The sequence below is a fragment of the Actinocorallia populi genome, from assembly GCF_002995495.1.
Taxonomy (GTDB): domain Bacteria; phylum Actinomycetota; class Actinomycetes; order Streptosporangiales; family Streptosporangiaceae; genus Actinocorallia; species Actinocorallia populi.
The window spans coordinates 1-15,375 of the sequence record NZ_PVZV01000014.1 but is presented as its reverse complement, the minus strand read 5'-3'; the positions used below and the strand labels follow the sequence as shown (position 1 = coordinate 15,375).

12 protein-coding genes and 1 rRNA gene are annotated in these 15,375 nt (G+C 73.0%); 6 read left to right on the top strand and 7 right to left on the bottom strand.

The genetic code is table 11. The features are described from left to right. The first annotated feature begins 113 nt into the window (after positions 1 to 113). Together C2865_RS37590 and C2865_RS37585 are read left to right on the top strand one after the other, a co-directional pair. Positions 114 to 632, top strand: a complete 519-nt coding sequence (locus tag C2865_RS37590; RefSeq protein WP_106403551.1) for a PaaI family thioesterase — start codon at positions 114 to 116, stop codon at positions 630 to 632. A 133-nt stretch (positions 633 to 765) separates the two neighbouring features. Continuing rightward, entirely contained in the window at positions 766 to 1,926 is a 1,161-nt protein-coding gene (locus C2865_RS37585) for an RtcB family protein (protein ID WP_106403627.1), read from the top strand. Here the strand turns inward: C2865_RS37585 and C2865_RS37580 are convergent. Both C2865_RS37580 and gmd read right to left on the bottom strand, forming a co-directional pair. Next, a complete protein-coding gene (locus C2865_RS37580; RefSeq protein WP_157964081.1) occupies positions 1,916 to 3,925 on the bottom strand; it encodes a CehA/McbA family metallohydrolase in 2,010 nt (669 codons plus the stop codon). The genes C2865_RS37585 and C2865_RS37580 overlap by 11 nt on opposite strands. A gap of 82 nt (positions 3,926 to 4,007) precedes the next feature. Beyond that, positions 4,008 to 5,096, bottom strand: coding sequence for a GDP-mannose 4,6-dehydratase (gmd, locus tag C2865_RS37575; RefSeq protein ID WP_456297949.1), 1,089 nt, complete (start codon positions 5,094 to 5,096; stop codon positions 4,008 to 4,010). A 165-nt stretch (positions 5,097 to 5,261) separates the two neighbouring features. Between gmd and folP the strand changes: the two genes are divergently transcribed. Beyond that, positions 5,262 to 6,113 (top strand): dihydropteroate synthase, encoded by an 852-nt coding sequence (gene folP / locus C2865_RS37570; RefSeq protein WP_106403549.1) that lies wholly within the window; start codon positions 5,262 to 5,264, stop codon positions 6,111 to 6,113. Between the two features lie 19 nt (positions 6,114 to 6,132). On the opposite strand, the gene C2865_RS37565 is transcribed toward folP, so the two are convergent. From C2865_RS37565 to C2865_RS37555, 3 genes are all read right to left on the bottom strand, one after another. Beyond that, the gene (locus C2865_RS37565; RefSeq protein WP_106403548.1) at positions 6,133 to 6,990 is read right to left on the bottom strand and encodes a LysR family transcriptional regulator; all 858 of its coding nucleotides are present in this window, start codon (positions 6,988 to 6,990) and stop codon (positions 6,133 to 6,135) included. 114 nt (positions 6,991 to 7,104) lie between these two features. Beyond that, the gene (locus C2865_RS37560; RefSeq protein ID WP_106403547.1) at positions 7,105 to 8,001 is read right to left on the bottom strand and encodes an Lrp/AsnC family transcriptional regulator; all 897 of its coding nucleotides are present in this window, start codon (positions 7,999 to 8,001) and stop codon (positions 7,105 to 7,107) included. Between the two features lie 208 nt (positions 8,002 to 8,209). Then, complete coding sequence (locus tag C2865_RS37555) at positions 8,210 to 9,898, bottom strand: AfsR/SARP family transcriptional regulator (RefSeq protein ID WP_106403546.1); 1,689 nt, start codon at positions 9,896 to 9,898, stop codon at positions 8,210 to 8,212. 203 nt (positions 9,899 to 10,101) lie between these two features. Between C2865_RS37555 and C2865_RS37550 the strand changes: the two genes are divergently transcribed. Then, positions 10,102 to 11,538, top strand: coding sequence for a GuaB1 family IMP dehydrogenase-related protein (locus C2865_RS37550; RefSeq protein ID WP_106403545.1), 1,437 nt, complete (start codon positions 10,102 to 10,104; stop codon positions 11,536 to 11,538). Positions 11,539 to 11,639: 101 nt separating this feature from the next. Continuing rightward, on the top strand, positions 11,640 to 13,043 hold the full coding sequence (locus C2865_RS37545) for an LCP family glycopolymer transferase (protein ID WP_232836036.1): 1,404 nt from the start codon (positions 11,640 to 11,642) through the stop codon (positions 13,041 to 13,043). 12 nt (positions 13,044 to 13,055) lie between these two features. Here the strand turns inward: C2865_RS37545 and C2865_RS37540 are convergent, their stop codons facing one another. Next, positions 13,056 to 13,838: an SDR family oxidoreductase gene (locus tag C2865_RS37540; RefSeq protein ID WP_106403544.1), complete on the bottom strand. Its 783-nt coding sequence runs from the start codon at positions 13,836 to 13,838 to the stop codon at positions 13,056 to 13,058. A gap of 104 nt (positions 13,839 to 13,942) precedes the next feature. Here C2865_RS37540 and C2865_RS37535 point away from each other — a divergent pair, with 104 nt between their 5' ends. Then, entirely contained in the window at positions 13,943 to 14,986 is a 1,044-nt protein-coding gene (locus C2865_RS37535) for an enolase C-terminal domain-like protein (RefSeq protein WP_106403543.1), read from the top strand. 112 nt (positions 14,987 to 15,098) lie between these two features. Here the strand turns inward: C2865_RS37535 and rrf are convergent. Continuing rightward, positions 15,099 to 15,215 (bottom strand): 5S ribosomal RNA (gene rrf / locus C2865_RS37530). Between the last annotated feature and the right edge of the window lie 160 nt (positions 15,216 to 15,375).

Here is a 15,375-nt window from a genome sequence, read left to right as displayed (position 1 = left end):
CGGCTCCGCGGACACCGCATCATCGCACGGCCGCCCCCGCGCGGGCACCCGGTATGGACCGTGCCGATAATGGTCCTCCCGCGGAAGCCACCGGGGACGGAGAGGAGCGGACCATGAGCGAGTGGACACCGGACGGCGGCACCATCAGGGTCGCGGACCTGCCGGAGGCCGACCAGGAGTTCATCCGGGCGCAGCTGCGCCGCAACACGCCGCTGCACCACCTGCTGGCCCTGGACCTCGTGGAGATCGGCGAGCGGCACTCGGTCGTGGCGATGCCCGTCCGGGAGGAGGCCTTCAACAGCACCGCCAACCTGCACGGCGGGGCGATCGCCACCCTCATCGACGTGGCGGCCGCCAGCGCGGCGGCCCGCGGCAGCGGCTTCAAGCCGGGCGAGCAGAGCCTCGTCACCGCCGACCTGCACGTGCGCTACCTCGGCCGCCCGCACGGCGACGTGGTCCACGCCCGCGCCGAGGTGATCAAGACGGGCCGGCAGCTGGTGATCGTGGAGTGCCGGATCACCGACCTGGAGGACCGCATCGTCGCCACCGCCGACTTCTCCATGATGATCGTCCCGCAGCGCCAGCCGCTGCGGCCGATGGAAGGCGCCCAGCCGCACGACCCCGACCTGTAGCGCGGAATAAAAACAATTTGATCATCTGTTACCGGCTGTGTCTCTATGGTCCCTGAATATCTCACAGGAAACCAAGACAAAGGAGCCGGTGTTGTCCCACCAGGTACTGCCGGGGGGCACCGTCCCGATCCGGATGTGGGCCGATCCCGCCGAGGTCGAGGAACAGGCGCTCGCCCAGCTGGAGAACGTGGCGGGCCTCCCGTGGATCCACGGGCTGGCCGTCATGCCCGACGTGCACTACGGCAAGGGCGCCACGGTCGGGTCGGTCATCGCCATGCGCGACGCGGTCTCCCCCGCGGCGGTGGGCGTGGACATCGGCTGCGGCATGACCGCTGTGCGCAGCGACCTCACCGTGGCCGACCTCCCCGACGACCTGGGACGGCTGCGCTCCAGGGTGGAGCGGGTGCTGCCGGTGGGCCGCGGCGCGCACCGCACCCCGGTGGACCCCTCGGGGGTCCCGGGGCTGCGCGAACGCGGCTGGTACGAATTCTGGAAGGGTTTCGAGGAACTGCACCCGGCCGTCCGCGGGAGGTCCGAGAAATTGGGCAAGGCCAGGTCGCAAATGGGCTCGCTGGGCTCGGGCAACCATTTCTGGGAGCTGTGCTCCGACACTTCCGGAGCGGTCTGGGTCGTCCTCCACTCCGGTTCCCGGGGAATCGGCAACGAACTGGCCCAGCACCACATCGGGGCCGCCGCGAAACTGCCGCACAACCAGGACCTGCCCGACCGGGACCTGGCGGTGTTCCTCACCGGGACCGCGGAGATGGACGCCTACCGGCGCGACCTGTACTGGGCGCAGGAGTATGCCCGGCGCAACCGCGCGGTGATGCTCGCGCTCACCGTCGACGCCGTCACCGCCTGCTTCCCCCGGCACCGGGTGCGGTGGGACCAGCCGATCTCGTGCCACCACAACTACGTGGCGGAGGAGACCTATGGCGGCGTCGACGTCATCGTCACCCGCAAGGGTGCGATCCGGGCAGGACGGGGCGAGCTGGGCATCATCCCCGGCTCCATGGCCACGGGCACGTACATCGTGCGGGGCCTGGGCAACGAGGACGCGTTCAACTCCGCCTCGCACGGGGCGGGCCGCAGGATGAGCCGCACCCAGGCGCGCAAGCGCTTCACCGTGGCCGACCTGGAGGAGCAGACGCGGGGCGTGGAGTGCCGCAAGGACTCCGGTGTCCTGGACGAGATCCCCGGCGCCTACAAGGACCTGGACTCCGTCATCGAGGCCCAGAGCGACCTGGTGAAGGTCGTCGCCCATCTGCGGCAGCTGGTGTGCGTCAAGGGCTGATCCGGGACCGGTAGCGGGCCCTGGCCTGCTCCAGCAGGTCGAACAGGGAGCGGTCGGGGTCCTTGCCGTGCTCCCGGATCAGCGCCTCCAGCCGGTCCAGCCACTCCAGGCACCAGCGCACGTCCTCCGCCCGCGCCACGGAGCGGCCCGACACGTTCAGCTGGACGGGGCTGGTGTGCGCGTAGCGCCCCCGCGGGTCGAGGTCGTCGGGACGCGGCTCCCCGTCTGCCTCGGCCACCAGATAGGTGGGCTCGTCCACCCGGTAGGCGAAGTCCAACCGGCCCTGCCCCTCGGCGACGACACCCGCGGCGTCGTGGACCCTCAGCCGGTCGGCTCCGGTGGCGGTGGCCACGACCCGCACGGTCCGCCCGGGTTCGACGTCCAGCAGGGCGCCCGGCCCCTGCCCCTCGGCCTCCAGGGTCAGCCAGGGCCCGTTGGTGGCGAAGGTGCGTCCGGCCCGGACGGCGTCCTGGAAGGCCGCGACGCTCAGCGGGCCGTCGAGGCGGGCGTAGACGCGGGCCCAGCCCGGCGGGTTGGAGTAGGTGCCCAGGCGGCTGTAGGAGAGCATCACGTCCGTGCCCGCGGTGGCCGCGAGCCGCACGCCCGCGCCCAGCAGCCGCCGGTAGATGCGGGCGGTGCCGGTGCAGGACAGGTGGTTGAGCACGTCCAGCCCGTCGACCAGGCCCAGCGCCGCGTCGACCACCAGCTCACGAGCCTCGCAGGAGCGGCTGCCCCCGCCGAACAGCACGTCCAGCGGGTCCTCGGCGTCCGCGGTCAGGGGGTGCGCCCAGATGATGACGGCACCCCTGCGGCGCAGCTCGGCGCACATGTGGGCGTTGGAGGGCGAGTCGGCTGGCGAGTCCGACTCGGCGTGCCCCGCGTAGTAGCGGGACGGCTCGGACAGCGGCCCGAAGGCCGCGAAGTGGCCGAGCAGGTCGTTGCGGTACTCCGTGCCCATCCGGGCGACCAGATCCGGGGCCGACCACGGCAGGTCGCGGCCGAGCCACTCGACGAACGCCTCCCGGTCGTAGACGAAGGAGGTCGTGGCGTTGGCGGCCAGCGGGTTCATCATGTGCAGCGCCTCCCCCCGCTGCATGAGCGCCGCCTCCACGGGCCCCGCCACCTGGTCCCCGGCGAAGTTGAAGTGCAGGTGCAGGTCCCCTCCGTACCAGCCGTCCGCGGCGGGGTCGCGCGACGGCGCGGGGTCGAGTTCGACCACGGCCTCCCCGCCTGGCTCCAGGACGACCCTGGTCCGCTGCACCTCGTGGTCCATCCCCCGGGCGGCGACGACCTCCAGCTCGCCCGCGGGGACGTCGAGGATCGCCTCCTCAGCGTGGAAGTAGGCGCGGTCCCGGGCGTCCCACTTGCGCAGCGCGTCCTCGGGGAACCAGCCGCGCCCCTGCGGGCTGAGCACCGACCAGCGGCACGTGGCGGGCGAGCGCACCCGCAGGGTGGCGGTCTCGGCCTCCCTGGCGACGGCCGGCATCTCGACCGGTGTCCCGTCGACGACGAGGAAGCCCGGGGCCGCGCCGAGCAGGACCTCCCAGACCGCGCAACCGCCGGGCGGCACCGTGCCGAACGGTTCGACGAGGACCTCGGCGTCCAGCCTCGACTCCACCAGCAGCAGGTGCTCCAGGCTCTCCCCCCGCAGGACCGGCTGGACGTTCCCGGAGGCCTCGACCTGCGGCCCGCCGGGGGTCAGCCGCAGCACGACGACCCCGTCGGGGACCCGGCCGCCCAGCGCGTCCCGGAACGCCGCGGCCAGGTCGCCCTCCGCCGCGCCGTCGATGGCCTCGGTCAGCGAGCGGCCCTCGGCCAGCGCGGCGGTGACCGGCCCGGCCAGCAGCCGGGTGTGCCGCACGAACTTCAGGTAGGGGACGAGCGGCCCGTAGAGCGACCGGGACGACTCCTTCCAGTTGGCGCCGTGCTCGGCGACGACGGCCCGGTAGGCCTCCAGCGTCCGGGCCACCGCCGCGGGCAGTTCATGATCTACGCACATGCCCCCACGCTGCGGGAGCGCTCTCGCGCGGGACAAGCCGCTGGCCGATGCGGGCCAGCGCGGTATCAGGAACCTTCTACCGTCACCAGTGGTCGGGACTGAAAGGTTCCGCCTCGGGGCGGTTGGAGAAGGACAGCAGCGCCAGGTCGGACTCGACCATCATCGCCACCAGTTCCTCGAACGTCACCTCGGGCTCCCAGCCGAGCTGCTCGCGCGCCTTCTTGGGGTCGGCGCACAGCAGGTCGACCTCGGCGGGCCGGGTGTACCTGGAGTCCAGGACGACGTGGTCCTCCCAGTTCAGCCCGACGGTGGCGAAGGCCAGCTCCACCAGCTCGCGCACCGAGCGGGTGACGCCGGTGCCGATGACGTAGTCCTCGGGGGTCTCCTGGGTCAGCATCAGCCGCATCGCCTTGGCGTAGTCGCCGGCGAAGCCCCAGTCGCGGCGCGCGTCGAGGTTGCCCAGCCGCAGCTCCGCGGCGAGCCCCAGCTTGATCCTGGCGGCGCCGAGGCTGACCTTGCGGGTGACGAACTCCGCGCCGCGCCGCGGCGACTCGTGGTTGAACAGGATGCCGCTGACGGCGTACATCCCGTACGACTCGCGGTAGTTCATGGTGATGAAGTGGCCGTAGGTCTTGGCCACCCCGTACGGGCTGCGCGGGTGGAAGGGCGTCAGCTCGTTCTGCGGGGTCTCGCGCACCTGGCCGAACATCTCCGAGGACGAGGCCTGGTAGAAGCGGATCTGGGAGCGCGGGTCGACGGTGCGGGATCCGCCGATCCCGCTGACGACCCGGATGGCCTCCAGGACCCGCAGCGTGCCCATGCCGGTGACCCCGGCGGTCAGCTCCGCCTGCTGCCAGGACATCGGGACGTAGGAGATGGCGCCGAGGTTGTACACCTCGTCGGGCTGTGCCTGCTCGACGGCGGAGATGAGCGAGCCCTGGTCCAGCAGGTCACCCGTGATGATCTTCACATCGCCGATGTGCTTGCGCAGCCTCGCGACATGGGGGTTGGCCTGTCCGCGTACCAGTCCCCAGACCTCATAACCCTGTTCGAGCAGGTGCTCGGCGAGGTAGGAGCCGTCTTGGCCGGTGATACCGGTGATGAGCGCTCGCCTGGTCAGCGGAACCCCCCTCTGATGTACCCGAAGGCACGGCCTATCTGGAAGAAACACAATAAATCGTGTGAAAGACGAGGTTATCCACACATAGATACTTCTGAGTAGACCGGGGTCCTGCTGAGCCGAATGAGATTCATCATCGAGGACACGATTCGCGCACCGGCGGCCGGTTGTGTGACCCTCGGAACCCATCGGAGAAAGACGACTTCGGGAGCAGCTATGGAAGGCGACGGGCGCACCGCGCCGCTCCGCCTCGGCGGGCGTGACCTGGCCGGATACTCGATCATGGCGGTGCTCAACCGCACCCCGGACTCCTTCTACGACCGGGGCGCCACCTACGCCTTCGACGCCGCGCTGGCCGCGGCCGACCGCGCGGTCGCCGAGGGGGCCGACATCATCGACATCGGCGGGGTGAAGGCCGGACCCGGCGACGAGGTGGACGTCGCCGAGGAGCTGCGGCGGGTCGTGGACACCGTGGCCGCCGTGCGCGAGCGCCACCCCGGCGTCGTCATCAGCGTCGACACCTGGCGGGCGGAGGTCGGCGACGCGGTCGCCAGGGCCGGCGCGGACCTGCTGAACGACACCTGGGGCGGGCCCGACCCCGAGCTGGCCGCGGTCGCCGCCGAGCACGGCCTGGGCCTGGTCTGCGCGCACGCCGGGCGCCAGGCGCCCCGCACCCGCCCGCACCGGGTCGGCTACGACGACGTGGTGGCAGCGGTCGTCGCGCACGTCACCGCCGAGGCCGAGCGCGCCCTGGCCCTGGGGGTGCGCCGGGAGTCCCTGCTCATCGACCCCGCCCACGACTTCGGCAAGAACACCCGCCAGTCGCTGGAGATCAGCCGCCGGCTCGGCGAGCTGGTCGCCACCGGCTGGCCGGTGCTGGTGGCGGTGTCGAACAAGGACTTCATCGGCGAGACCCTCGGCCGCCCGGTGGACAAGCGCGGTGTGGGCACGATGGCCGTGCTGGGCGTCTCGGCGTGGCAGGGTGCCCGGGTGTTCCGGGTGCACGACGTGGCCGGGGCGCGCGGGGCACTGGAGCGGGTGGCGGCGCTGCGCGACGGCCGGCGCTGACCGCCGCGCGCCCGCCCCGTCAGCCGGGGTGCTCCTTGGCGTAGGCCAGGAACTCGCGGGCCACCGGGGTGAGCGCGCGGTGGGCGTGCACCAGCCCGATGGTGCGGGTGATCGGCGGCATCAGCGACCGCACCACCAGGCCCTCGGTGTCCTCGATCTGGTTGCGGTACCACAGCAGGGAGCCGCGGCCCGCCCGCACCCAGCCGGGCCAGGAGCCGCGCTCGTCGGACTCCACCGCCACCACCGCGCTCGCGCCGATCCGGGCCAGCATGGCGTCGAGCTCGGCCCGCCGCGCGGTGCCCCGGGTCGGCATGATCAGCCGCAGCCCGTCCAGCGCCGCCAGCGGCACCGGGTCGCGCAGCTTGAGCGCAGGCCCCGAGACCAGCACCACCTCCCGCTGCTCCAGGGGGTGGGCCGCCAGGTCGCCGGGGACGGGCAGGTCCGTCACCGCCAGGTCGGCCCGGCCGGTGCGGACCGCCGCCCCGACCGCCTCCCTGCCCTCGCAGCGCACCACCCTGACCCGCACGGCCGGCTGGTCCCGGGCGAAGCGCGGCAGCAGCCTGCCGGTCAGCTCGGGCTCCAGCGTGGGGGTGGCGGCGATGCGCAGCTCGGCGCCCCTGCCGCCCGCCCGGCTCACCGCCTCGATGGCGTCGACCGCCTCCAGCGCGATCCGGGCCTGGCGCACCACCTGCTCCCCCGCCGTGGTCAGCACCACCCCCCGCCCGGACCGCGCGAACAGCTCCGTGCCCAGTTCGCGTTCCAGCTCCCGCACGGCCCGGGAGAGAGCTGGCTGAGCGACGTAAAGCGCCTGTGCCGCCGACGTCATCGTGCCGTGGTCGGCGGTGGCCACGACGTAGCGCAACTGCCGCAGATTCATGCTCCGACGGTATGGCAACCGCGGCCCCGTAGCTGGTACATGCCGGAAAGTCACCGGTTGTAACTAGTTACGTGGACGATTGACGCGGCGCCCTCCGCGAGGAGGGCGCCTCGGTCACCGGTCGGGCAGGTCGGCGGCGTAGGACTCCTTCACGATGTCCAGCACGTGCCAGGAGTCGAGGTCCTGCACCCCGTCCACCGCCCGCACGGAGTCCAGCGCGTCCACCAGGGCCGCGGGCGAGCCCGCCTCGATCCGCCCGATGAGGTCGAACCTGCCGAAGCCCGAGGACAGGTAGCGCACCGGTTCCAGGCCCCCCAGCTCGCGCGCCACCCGGCGGGCCGCGGAGCCGGCCACCACGCCGAACGTGGCGAGCTCCAGGTTGCCCAGGGCGGCCGGGGCGGCCAGGCCGGTCACCTGGATCACCCCCGAGCGCATCAACCGCACCACCCGGGCTCTCGTGGCCGCCTGGGAGAGCCCGATGATCCCGGCGAGCCTGGTGTAGGGGGCGCGGCCGTCGCGCTGCAGCTCCTGCAGCAGCCGCCAGTCGATGTCGTCGAGCACCACCTCTCCCAGCGGGCGCACCACCGAGTGGGCGTCCTTGACCACGTCGACCGAGCGGAACACCTCCACGGAGGCGACCCCCGGCAACTGTCTTATGTCGTCGACGACGACGGCGAGGGCCTCGTCGTCGCGGGCTCGCGCCTCGGCGACGACGGCATGCGGGCCGGTTGTCAGGCCGGCGAAGCAGACAGCGGGCTGCTTGGCCAGCTCGAGGGCGACGTCTCGTGCGGGCCCGGCACTGACCACGGCCAGATGGCCGACCGCGCCGGCACCGATGACCTGGGCGTGCACGATGCCCACCACACGGACGATGCCGTCTTCGAGCAGTCCTTGCACGCGGGCACGGACGGCTGTGCGAGAGAGCCCGACGCGATCGGCGAGAGCCTGGAACGTCGCCCGGCCGTCCCGCTGGAGCTCGCGGACCAGCACGGAGTCCACTGCATCCAGCACGGGGAGTCCTCCTGTCATGGGGGTTCGAGGCCGGTCGGACCTTGAAGGAAGTGATGCAAGATCCTTACATTTTCCGGCCGTTCGTGGGAAATTTTGATCTTGCTCGTGTTTGCCCCGTTCCACTACCGCCGAAGCGGTGGTCAGGGGCGACTGAATATCCGAAAAAACGGTGAAGGTGGAGTCCGCCGCAACGGAACAGCACCGGCGATCAGCTTCTTTCATCGGTGGTGTTTCCCACTTCTGTCCTGGCGGTCAGTTCACGCGCGAAACACCGGACCAGACCGGGCGGCCGGAAACTCATCCGGCCGCTGTCCTCGCACCTGACCACCTCCAGCAGACGCGCGTCGACCAGCTCCTCCAGCAGGTCGTCCGGCTCGCCCCGGTCGAAGGACCCGTCGGCCAGGCGCGCGAACACCCGCCGCGCCCGCGCCGAGAGCCGCGCGTGGCTGGCGGCCAGCCCCGGCCTGACGTCCAGGTCGCCGTGCGCCAGCTCGCCCAGCCGCCGGTCCTCGTCCGCCAGCCGGAAGACCAGGTCGGCCAGCCGCCAGTGCGGCTTGCCCGCCAGCCGCGCCGCGGCCGCCCGCACCGCCAGCGGGAGCCTGTCGCACAGCTCCACCAGCCGCAGGGCCGCCTCCGGCTCGGCGGCGACCCTGGCGTACCCGGCGACCCGTGCCAGCAGCTCCAGCGCGTCCTCGGGCGGCAGCGGCTCCAGCTCCACGTGGACGGCCCCCGGCAGCGCGCTGAGCCTGCTGCGCCCGGTCACCAGCACCCCCGGCCCGCCGCCGCCCGGCAGCAGCGGCAGCACCTGCCGCTCGGCGGAGGCGTCGTTGAGGATGATCAGGAGGCGCCGACCCCGGGTGCGGGCCCGGTACAGCTCGGCTCGTTCGGCGCGTCCCGGCGGCGGCTCGGCCACCCCCAGCATGCGCAGCAGCCGGCCGAGCACCTCCAGCGGCTCCGCGGTGAAGTGCAGGTCGGTGTAGAGGCAGCCGTCGGGGAAGCGGCGCCGCAGCTGGTGGGCGGCGTGCACGGCCAGGGCGGTGGCCCCCGCCCCGGGCCGGCCGCTGATCACCACGATCGGCAGCGCCGAGGAGGTGACGGCCTCGGTGACCCGCAGCGTCTCGGCGGTCCTGCCGGTGAAGTCCGCCGGGTCGTACGGCAGCGTCGTCTCCGCGGGCTCGGGCCCGGCCAGCACGTCGCGCTGGATGCGGCGCAGCTCGGGGCCCGGCTCCAGGCCCAGCTCGCCGACGAGCGCGTCGCGCAGCCTGCGGTAGGCCTCCAGTGCGGCGGGGCGCCGCCCGGACCGGGCCAGCGCCGTCATGAGCTGGCCGTGGAAGCGTTCGCGCAGCGGGTGCCCGGCGCACAGCGCCGTCAGCTCGGGCACCAGCTCGGCGGCCCCGCCCCTGGCCAGGTCCGCCTCGATCCGCGCCTCCAGGGCGAGCAGCCGCTGCTCCTCCAGCTGCGCGGCCTCGGCGTACAGGCCGGGAACGCCCTCCAGCGCCGGGCCGCGCCAGCCGCCCAGCGCCTGGCGCAGCAGCAGCGCGGCCCGCTCGTCGTCGCCGCGCCGCGCGGCGGTGCGGGCCAGGCCCGCCTTGCGGGCGAAGTCCAGCGCGTCCACCGCGTCGGCGTCCAGCGCCAGCAGGTAGCCGGGGGAGCAGGTCACCAGCAGCTCACGCGCCGGCCCGAACGCCCGGCGCAGCGCCGACACGCACCCCTGGATCTGGGTGACGGCGGTCGCCGGAGGCGTGCGCGGCCAGACGGCGCGCACCAGACGCTGGACGCCGACCGGCCGGCCCGCGTCGAGCGCCAGCGCGGCCAGCACCGCGCGCGCCCGCGGCCCGACCGGCACCGTCCCGTGCTCGCCGCACAGCTCGACCGGGCCGAGGAGCCTCACCCGCATCGTGCGTTCTCCGTGTCCCAAAACCCCGACTCCCCCGTCAGCCGTCCTGTAAGACGGCCATGTAAGAAAAGTGCAATGATCTAACAAAGGATGTCAAGGTCTTCCGGGAGGATTTCCCGGTACCCGCCGTCCGGCCTCGTCGAAACCGGCGCCCGCGGGTAGGAGGATCACAGCAGGAGTGTCCCCGACGGATTGGCAGGGCCTTGCGGTTGCTCAACGCTGAGCGGATAGCTCACGACCTCACCTACAACGACGTCTTCATGGTCCCGGCGCGTTCTTCGGTCGGGTCCCGGCTGGACGTCGACCTCGCCACCCGCGACGGCAGCGGGACGACGATCCCGCTCGTGGTCGCCAACATGACCGCCGTCTCCGGCCGCCGGATGGCCGAGACGCTCGCCCGGCGCGGCGGGATCGCGGTCATCCCCCAGGACATCCCGATCGAGGTGGTCTCCGACGTCGTCCGCTGGGTGAAGTCGCGCCACCTGGTGTTCGACACGCCCCTCACGCTGGGGCCCGGCGACACCGTCGGGGAGGCGCTGGGACTGCTGTCCAAACGCGCCCACAACGCCGTCATCGTCGTGCAGGACGGCGAGCCGGTCGGCATCGTCACCGACGCCGACTGCCAGGGCGTCGACCGCTTCTCCCAGCTGCGCGACGTCATGTCCCGCGACCTGCTGACGCTGTCCGACGCCGTGGAGGCCAAGGAGGCCTTCGAGGTGCTGCACGGGCGCGGGCACCGGCTGGCGCCCGTCGTGGACGGGCGGCGGCGGCTGGTGGGCGTGCTCACCCGCACCGGAGCGCTGCGGGCCACCCTCTACCGGCCCGCCGTGGACGCCTCGGGGCGGTTGCGGATCGCGGTGGCCGTGGGGGTCAACGGCGACGTCGCGGGCAAGGCCAAGGCCCTCCTGGAGGCCGGGGCGGACCTGCTGGTGGTGGACACCGCGCACGGCCACCAGGAGAAGATGATCAGCGCGCTGGAGGCGGTGCGCGGGCTGGACCCGCAGGTGCCGGTGGCGGCCGGGAACGTCGTCACCGCCGAGGGCGTGCGCGACCTGGTCGCCGCGGGCGCCGACATCGTCAAGGTCGGGGTGGGTCCCGGCGCCATGTGCACCACGCGGATGATGACGGGCGTGGGCCGGCCGCAGTTCTCCGCCGTCCTGGAGTGCGCGGCCGAGGCCCGCCGCCTGGGCCGGCACGTCTGGGCCGACGGGGGCGTGCGGCACCCGCGCGACGTGGCGCTGGCGCTGGCCGCGGGCGCGTCCAACGTGATGGTCGGCTCCTGGTTCGCGGGCACCTACGAGTCGCCCGGGGACATGCAGCACGACGCCGGCGGGCGGCTGTACAAGGAGAGCTTCGGCATGGCCTCCGCCCGCGCGGTGCGGTTGCGCACCAGCGAGGACAGCCCGTTCGACCGGGCCCGCAAGGCGTTGTTCGAGGAGGGCATCTCCACCTCGAGGATGTTCCTCGACCCGCAGCGCCCCGGAGTGGAGGACCTCGTCGACTGGATCGTCGCCGGGCTGCGCAGCTCCTGCACCTACGCGGGGGCGGCGACGCTGGAGGAGTTCCACGAGCGGGCCGTCGTCGGGGTGCAGAGCGCCTCGGGCTACGCCGAGGGGATGCCGCTGTCGAGCAGCTGGTGAGCATTCCCTTCGGTGACACGCCGTGACGTGACTGGCACACCGCGCCCGGATGGCTCACGCTGATCCTCCCGGACTTGATCTTGCGGGAGGGGGATCCGCGCATGGCACGTCGGCGACGGCGGGACGGGCTGCCCAGCGCCCTGGCGCTGACCGCGGCGTCCACCCTGCTGTGGGGGGTGGCCCATCTGCGGACGGGACGCGTGCGGACCGGCGCGGCGCTCCTGGTCTGCCACACGGCGATCGCCGGGCTGGCCGCCACCGTGCCCCTCGGCCACCGGCCGCAGCTGCTCAGGCTGGCGTTCAGCCCCGGCTGGCTGGCGGTCACCGCGACCGCCGGCCTCGTGCTTGCCGCGGTGTGGGTGGGCGTCGTCGTCCGCTCCTGGTTCCTGGTGCGGCCCGCGAGGATGCCCGCGCCGAGGCGGGCCGCGGCCTCCGGCGTGGTGCTCCTGCTGTGCCTGGCCGTCTCCACGCCGTTCGTCGTCGTCGCCCACGCCACCTTCCTCTACCGGGGCGCGCTGCTCTCCATCTTCACGTCGTCCGACCACGCCAGGGCCGACGGCCGTTCGGGCCCCTGGGCGGGCCTGCCCCGGCTGAACGTCCTGCTGCTCGGCGGGGACGCCGGCCGCAACCGGTTCGGGGTGCGCACCGACAGCATCACCCTCGCCAGCGTCGACACCCGCACCGGCGACACCGTCCTGATGAGCCTCCCCCGCAACCTCGAACGCGTACCGATGCCGCCCGGACCCGCCCGCGAACGTTTCCCCGACGGGTTCGCCGGCGACGGGCCGATGACACCGGGGATGCTGAACGAGGTCTACCAGTACGCCGAGGACCACCCGGAGGTCGTGCCGGGGGTGCCGCGCGACAGCCGCGGCCCCGCCCTGCTGCGCCCCGTCGTCGAGGCGGTCCTCGGGCAGCCGGTGCACCACCACGTCCTCGTCGACATGCGGGGGTTCGCCATGCTCATCGACGCGATGGGCGGGGTCGAGGTGACGATCCCCGAGGACATCGCCTACGGCAGGCGGGACGAGGGGCTGCTCCCCGCCGGGCGCCACCGGCTGACGGGGACCCAGGCCCTGTGGTACGGGCGGTCCCGGACCGGCAGCGATGACTACGTCCGCATGGCCCGTCAGAAGTGCCTCATGCGCGCCATGGCCCGCCAGGCCGAGCCGCACCGGCTCCTCCCGCGCTTCCAGCAGCTGGTGACGGCCGCGCGGCGCACCGTCTCCACCGACATCCCGCCCTCCCTGCTGCCGGCCTTCCTGGAGCTGGCCGAGAAGGTGAAGAGCCGGGGGCGCATCACCAGCCTCCCGTTCGTGCCTCCCCTGATCGACCCGGCCGGACCGGACTACGACCTCATCCGGGCGCGGGCCGCGCGGGCGGTCGCGAAGCCCGGACGCCAGGCCCCGACAGCCGCGGTGCGGACGGCGGCCCCCGCCACGGCGAGCCCGACGTCCCCCGATCCCGCCCGGCCCGTCTCCCTGGACGAGGCCTGCCCTTCCTGAACCCGCGCCCGCTCAGGGGTGCTGGCTGCTGACGGAGATCACCTCTCCGGTCAGGTAGGACGACTGGTCGCCCGCCAGGAAGATGATCACGTTGGCGACCTCCCACGGCTCGGCGTAGCGGCCGAACGCCTCGCGGGAGGTGAGCTCGTCGAGCAGTTCCTCGCTGGTCACCTTCACCAGGTGCGGGTGCATCGCCAGGGACGGCGCGACCGCGTTGATCCGCACCCCGTGGTCGGCCGCCTCCAGCGCGGCGCAGCGGGTCAGCGCCATCACCCCGGCCTTGGCGGCGGCGTAGTGGGACTGGCCGCGCTGGGCCCGCCAGCCGACGACCGAGGCGTTGTTGACGATCGCGCCTCCGGTTCCCTGCTCGCGCATCAGGCGCAGAGCGGCGCGGGTGCAGCGCATCGTCCCGTTGAGGGTGACGTCCAGGACCCGCTCCCAGCGCTCGTCGGCCATGTCGGCGAGCTCGTCGGTGCCGCCGAGACCCGCGTTGTTGACCGCGACGTCGACGCGCCCGAAGGTCGCCTTGGCGTGCTCGTACAGCGCCAGGACCTGCGCCTCTTCGGTCACGTCGCAGGGCAGCGCCGCCACCCGGTCCGCGCCGAACTCCTTCGCGAGCTCCTCGAGCGACCCGGCGAGCCTGCGCTCGTGGGCGTCGCTGATCACCACCGAGGCGCCCTCCTCCAGGCAGCGGCGGGCGGTGGCGCCGCCGATGCCCGCGCCCGCCGCCGCGGTGATCACGACGACCTTGCCGGTGAGCAGACCTCGGCCCTGCGGATACTGGGGAATCGTCATACGGTCACCCTACCGAGCACTTGTTAGGCTTTCGGGAGGCGGGTGCGGGACATGAGATCATGAAAGGCGAGAGCGCCGGCGACGAGGGACGAAAGGCGGGGACAGTGCCCACCATCGTGGAGTTCCGGGCCTACCGGGTCGCGCTGCACCGCGGCCGCCGTCCCGAGAGCGCCCTGGTGTGCCTCACCGCCGAGGACGGCACCGTCGGCTGGGGCGAGAGCGCCCTCCTGGACGACGGGACGTGGACCGACCTCGCGCAGCGGCTCGGACCGGCCCTGCGCGGCCTGGAATGGGAGCGGCCCGAGGACCTCGGCGGGCTCTGCGCCCTCGGCGGGCCGCGCGCCACCGCCGCCGTCGAGATCGCCGCCTGGGACCTGTGGGGCCGCGTGCACCGCGTCCCCGTCGCCCACGCCCTCGGCGGCACCCGCACGTCCGTCGTCACCGGCGCCCGCATCCCCTGCCAGCCGCACCTCGACGGGCTGCCCTCACTGGTCAACCGGTACGTCGGCGGCGGCCACACCCGCGTCACCCTGGAGATCCGCCCCGGCTGGGACGTCGAACCACTGCGCGTCGTCCGGCAGGCCTACCCCACCCTCGCCCTCCAGGTCGACGGGTCCCGCTCCTACACCGACACCCCCGAACACCTCGCGGCACTGGAGTCCCTCGACGAGTACGGCCTCGTCGCCATCGAGCGCCCCTTCGCCGACCTCGCCACCCACGCGGTGCTGCAACGCTCCGTCCGCGCCGCCGTCGCACCCGACATCGGCGACCTCGACGCCCTCGACGCCGCGATCGCCATGGACGCCGGCCGCGCCCTCAGCCTCCGCGTCAGCCGCCTCGGCGGCCTCACGACCGCCCGCGGCGCCCACGACCGCGCCTACGCCGCCGGCTGGGACGTCTGGTGCGGCGGCTCCGGCGTCTTCGGCATCGGCAAAGCCGCATCCGTCGCCCTCGCCAGTCTGCCCGGCTGCACCCTCCCCAGCGACATCACCGAGTTCGTCGGCGGCCCGGAATACCTCACACCGCCGCTGCGCGCCCACGGCGGCGTCGTCGCCGTCCCCCTCACCCAGCCCGGCCTCGGCCACGACATCGACGGCCCCCGCCTCACCCGCCTCGCCACCGACCAGCTCCACTTCACCGTCCACTGAACCCGGCGCATCCGTGCGGGGCGAAGCCAGGCGACCCACCGAAACGGCAGGGGAAATTCCCCGGAAATGCGGAAAGGCCCCGGACGATGTCCGGGGCCTTTCCTGATGTTGATTGCGGCGGTGACCTACTCTCCCACACAGTCTCCCATGCAGTACCATCGGCGCTGGAGGGCTTAACTTCCGGGTTCGAGATGGGACCGGGTGTCTCCCCTCCGCCATAACCGCCGCAAGTTTCTTCAGCGCTGCCGGTGGCAGGCCGAGCTCTTGAGCACGTAACGTTGCGGACGTGCGGTAAGTATTCAGTTGTACGGTTGCCGGCTGTTTTCCGGGAACCGCACAGGGACGCGAGCACACAGCCAAGACTTGGAGATTTGGTGTGTTGTTGGTCA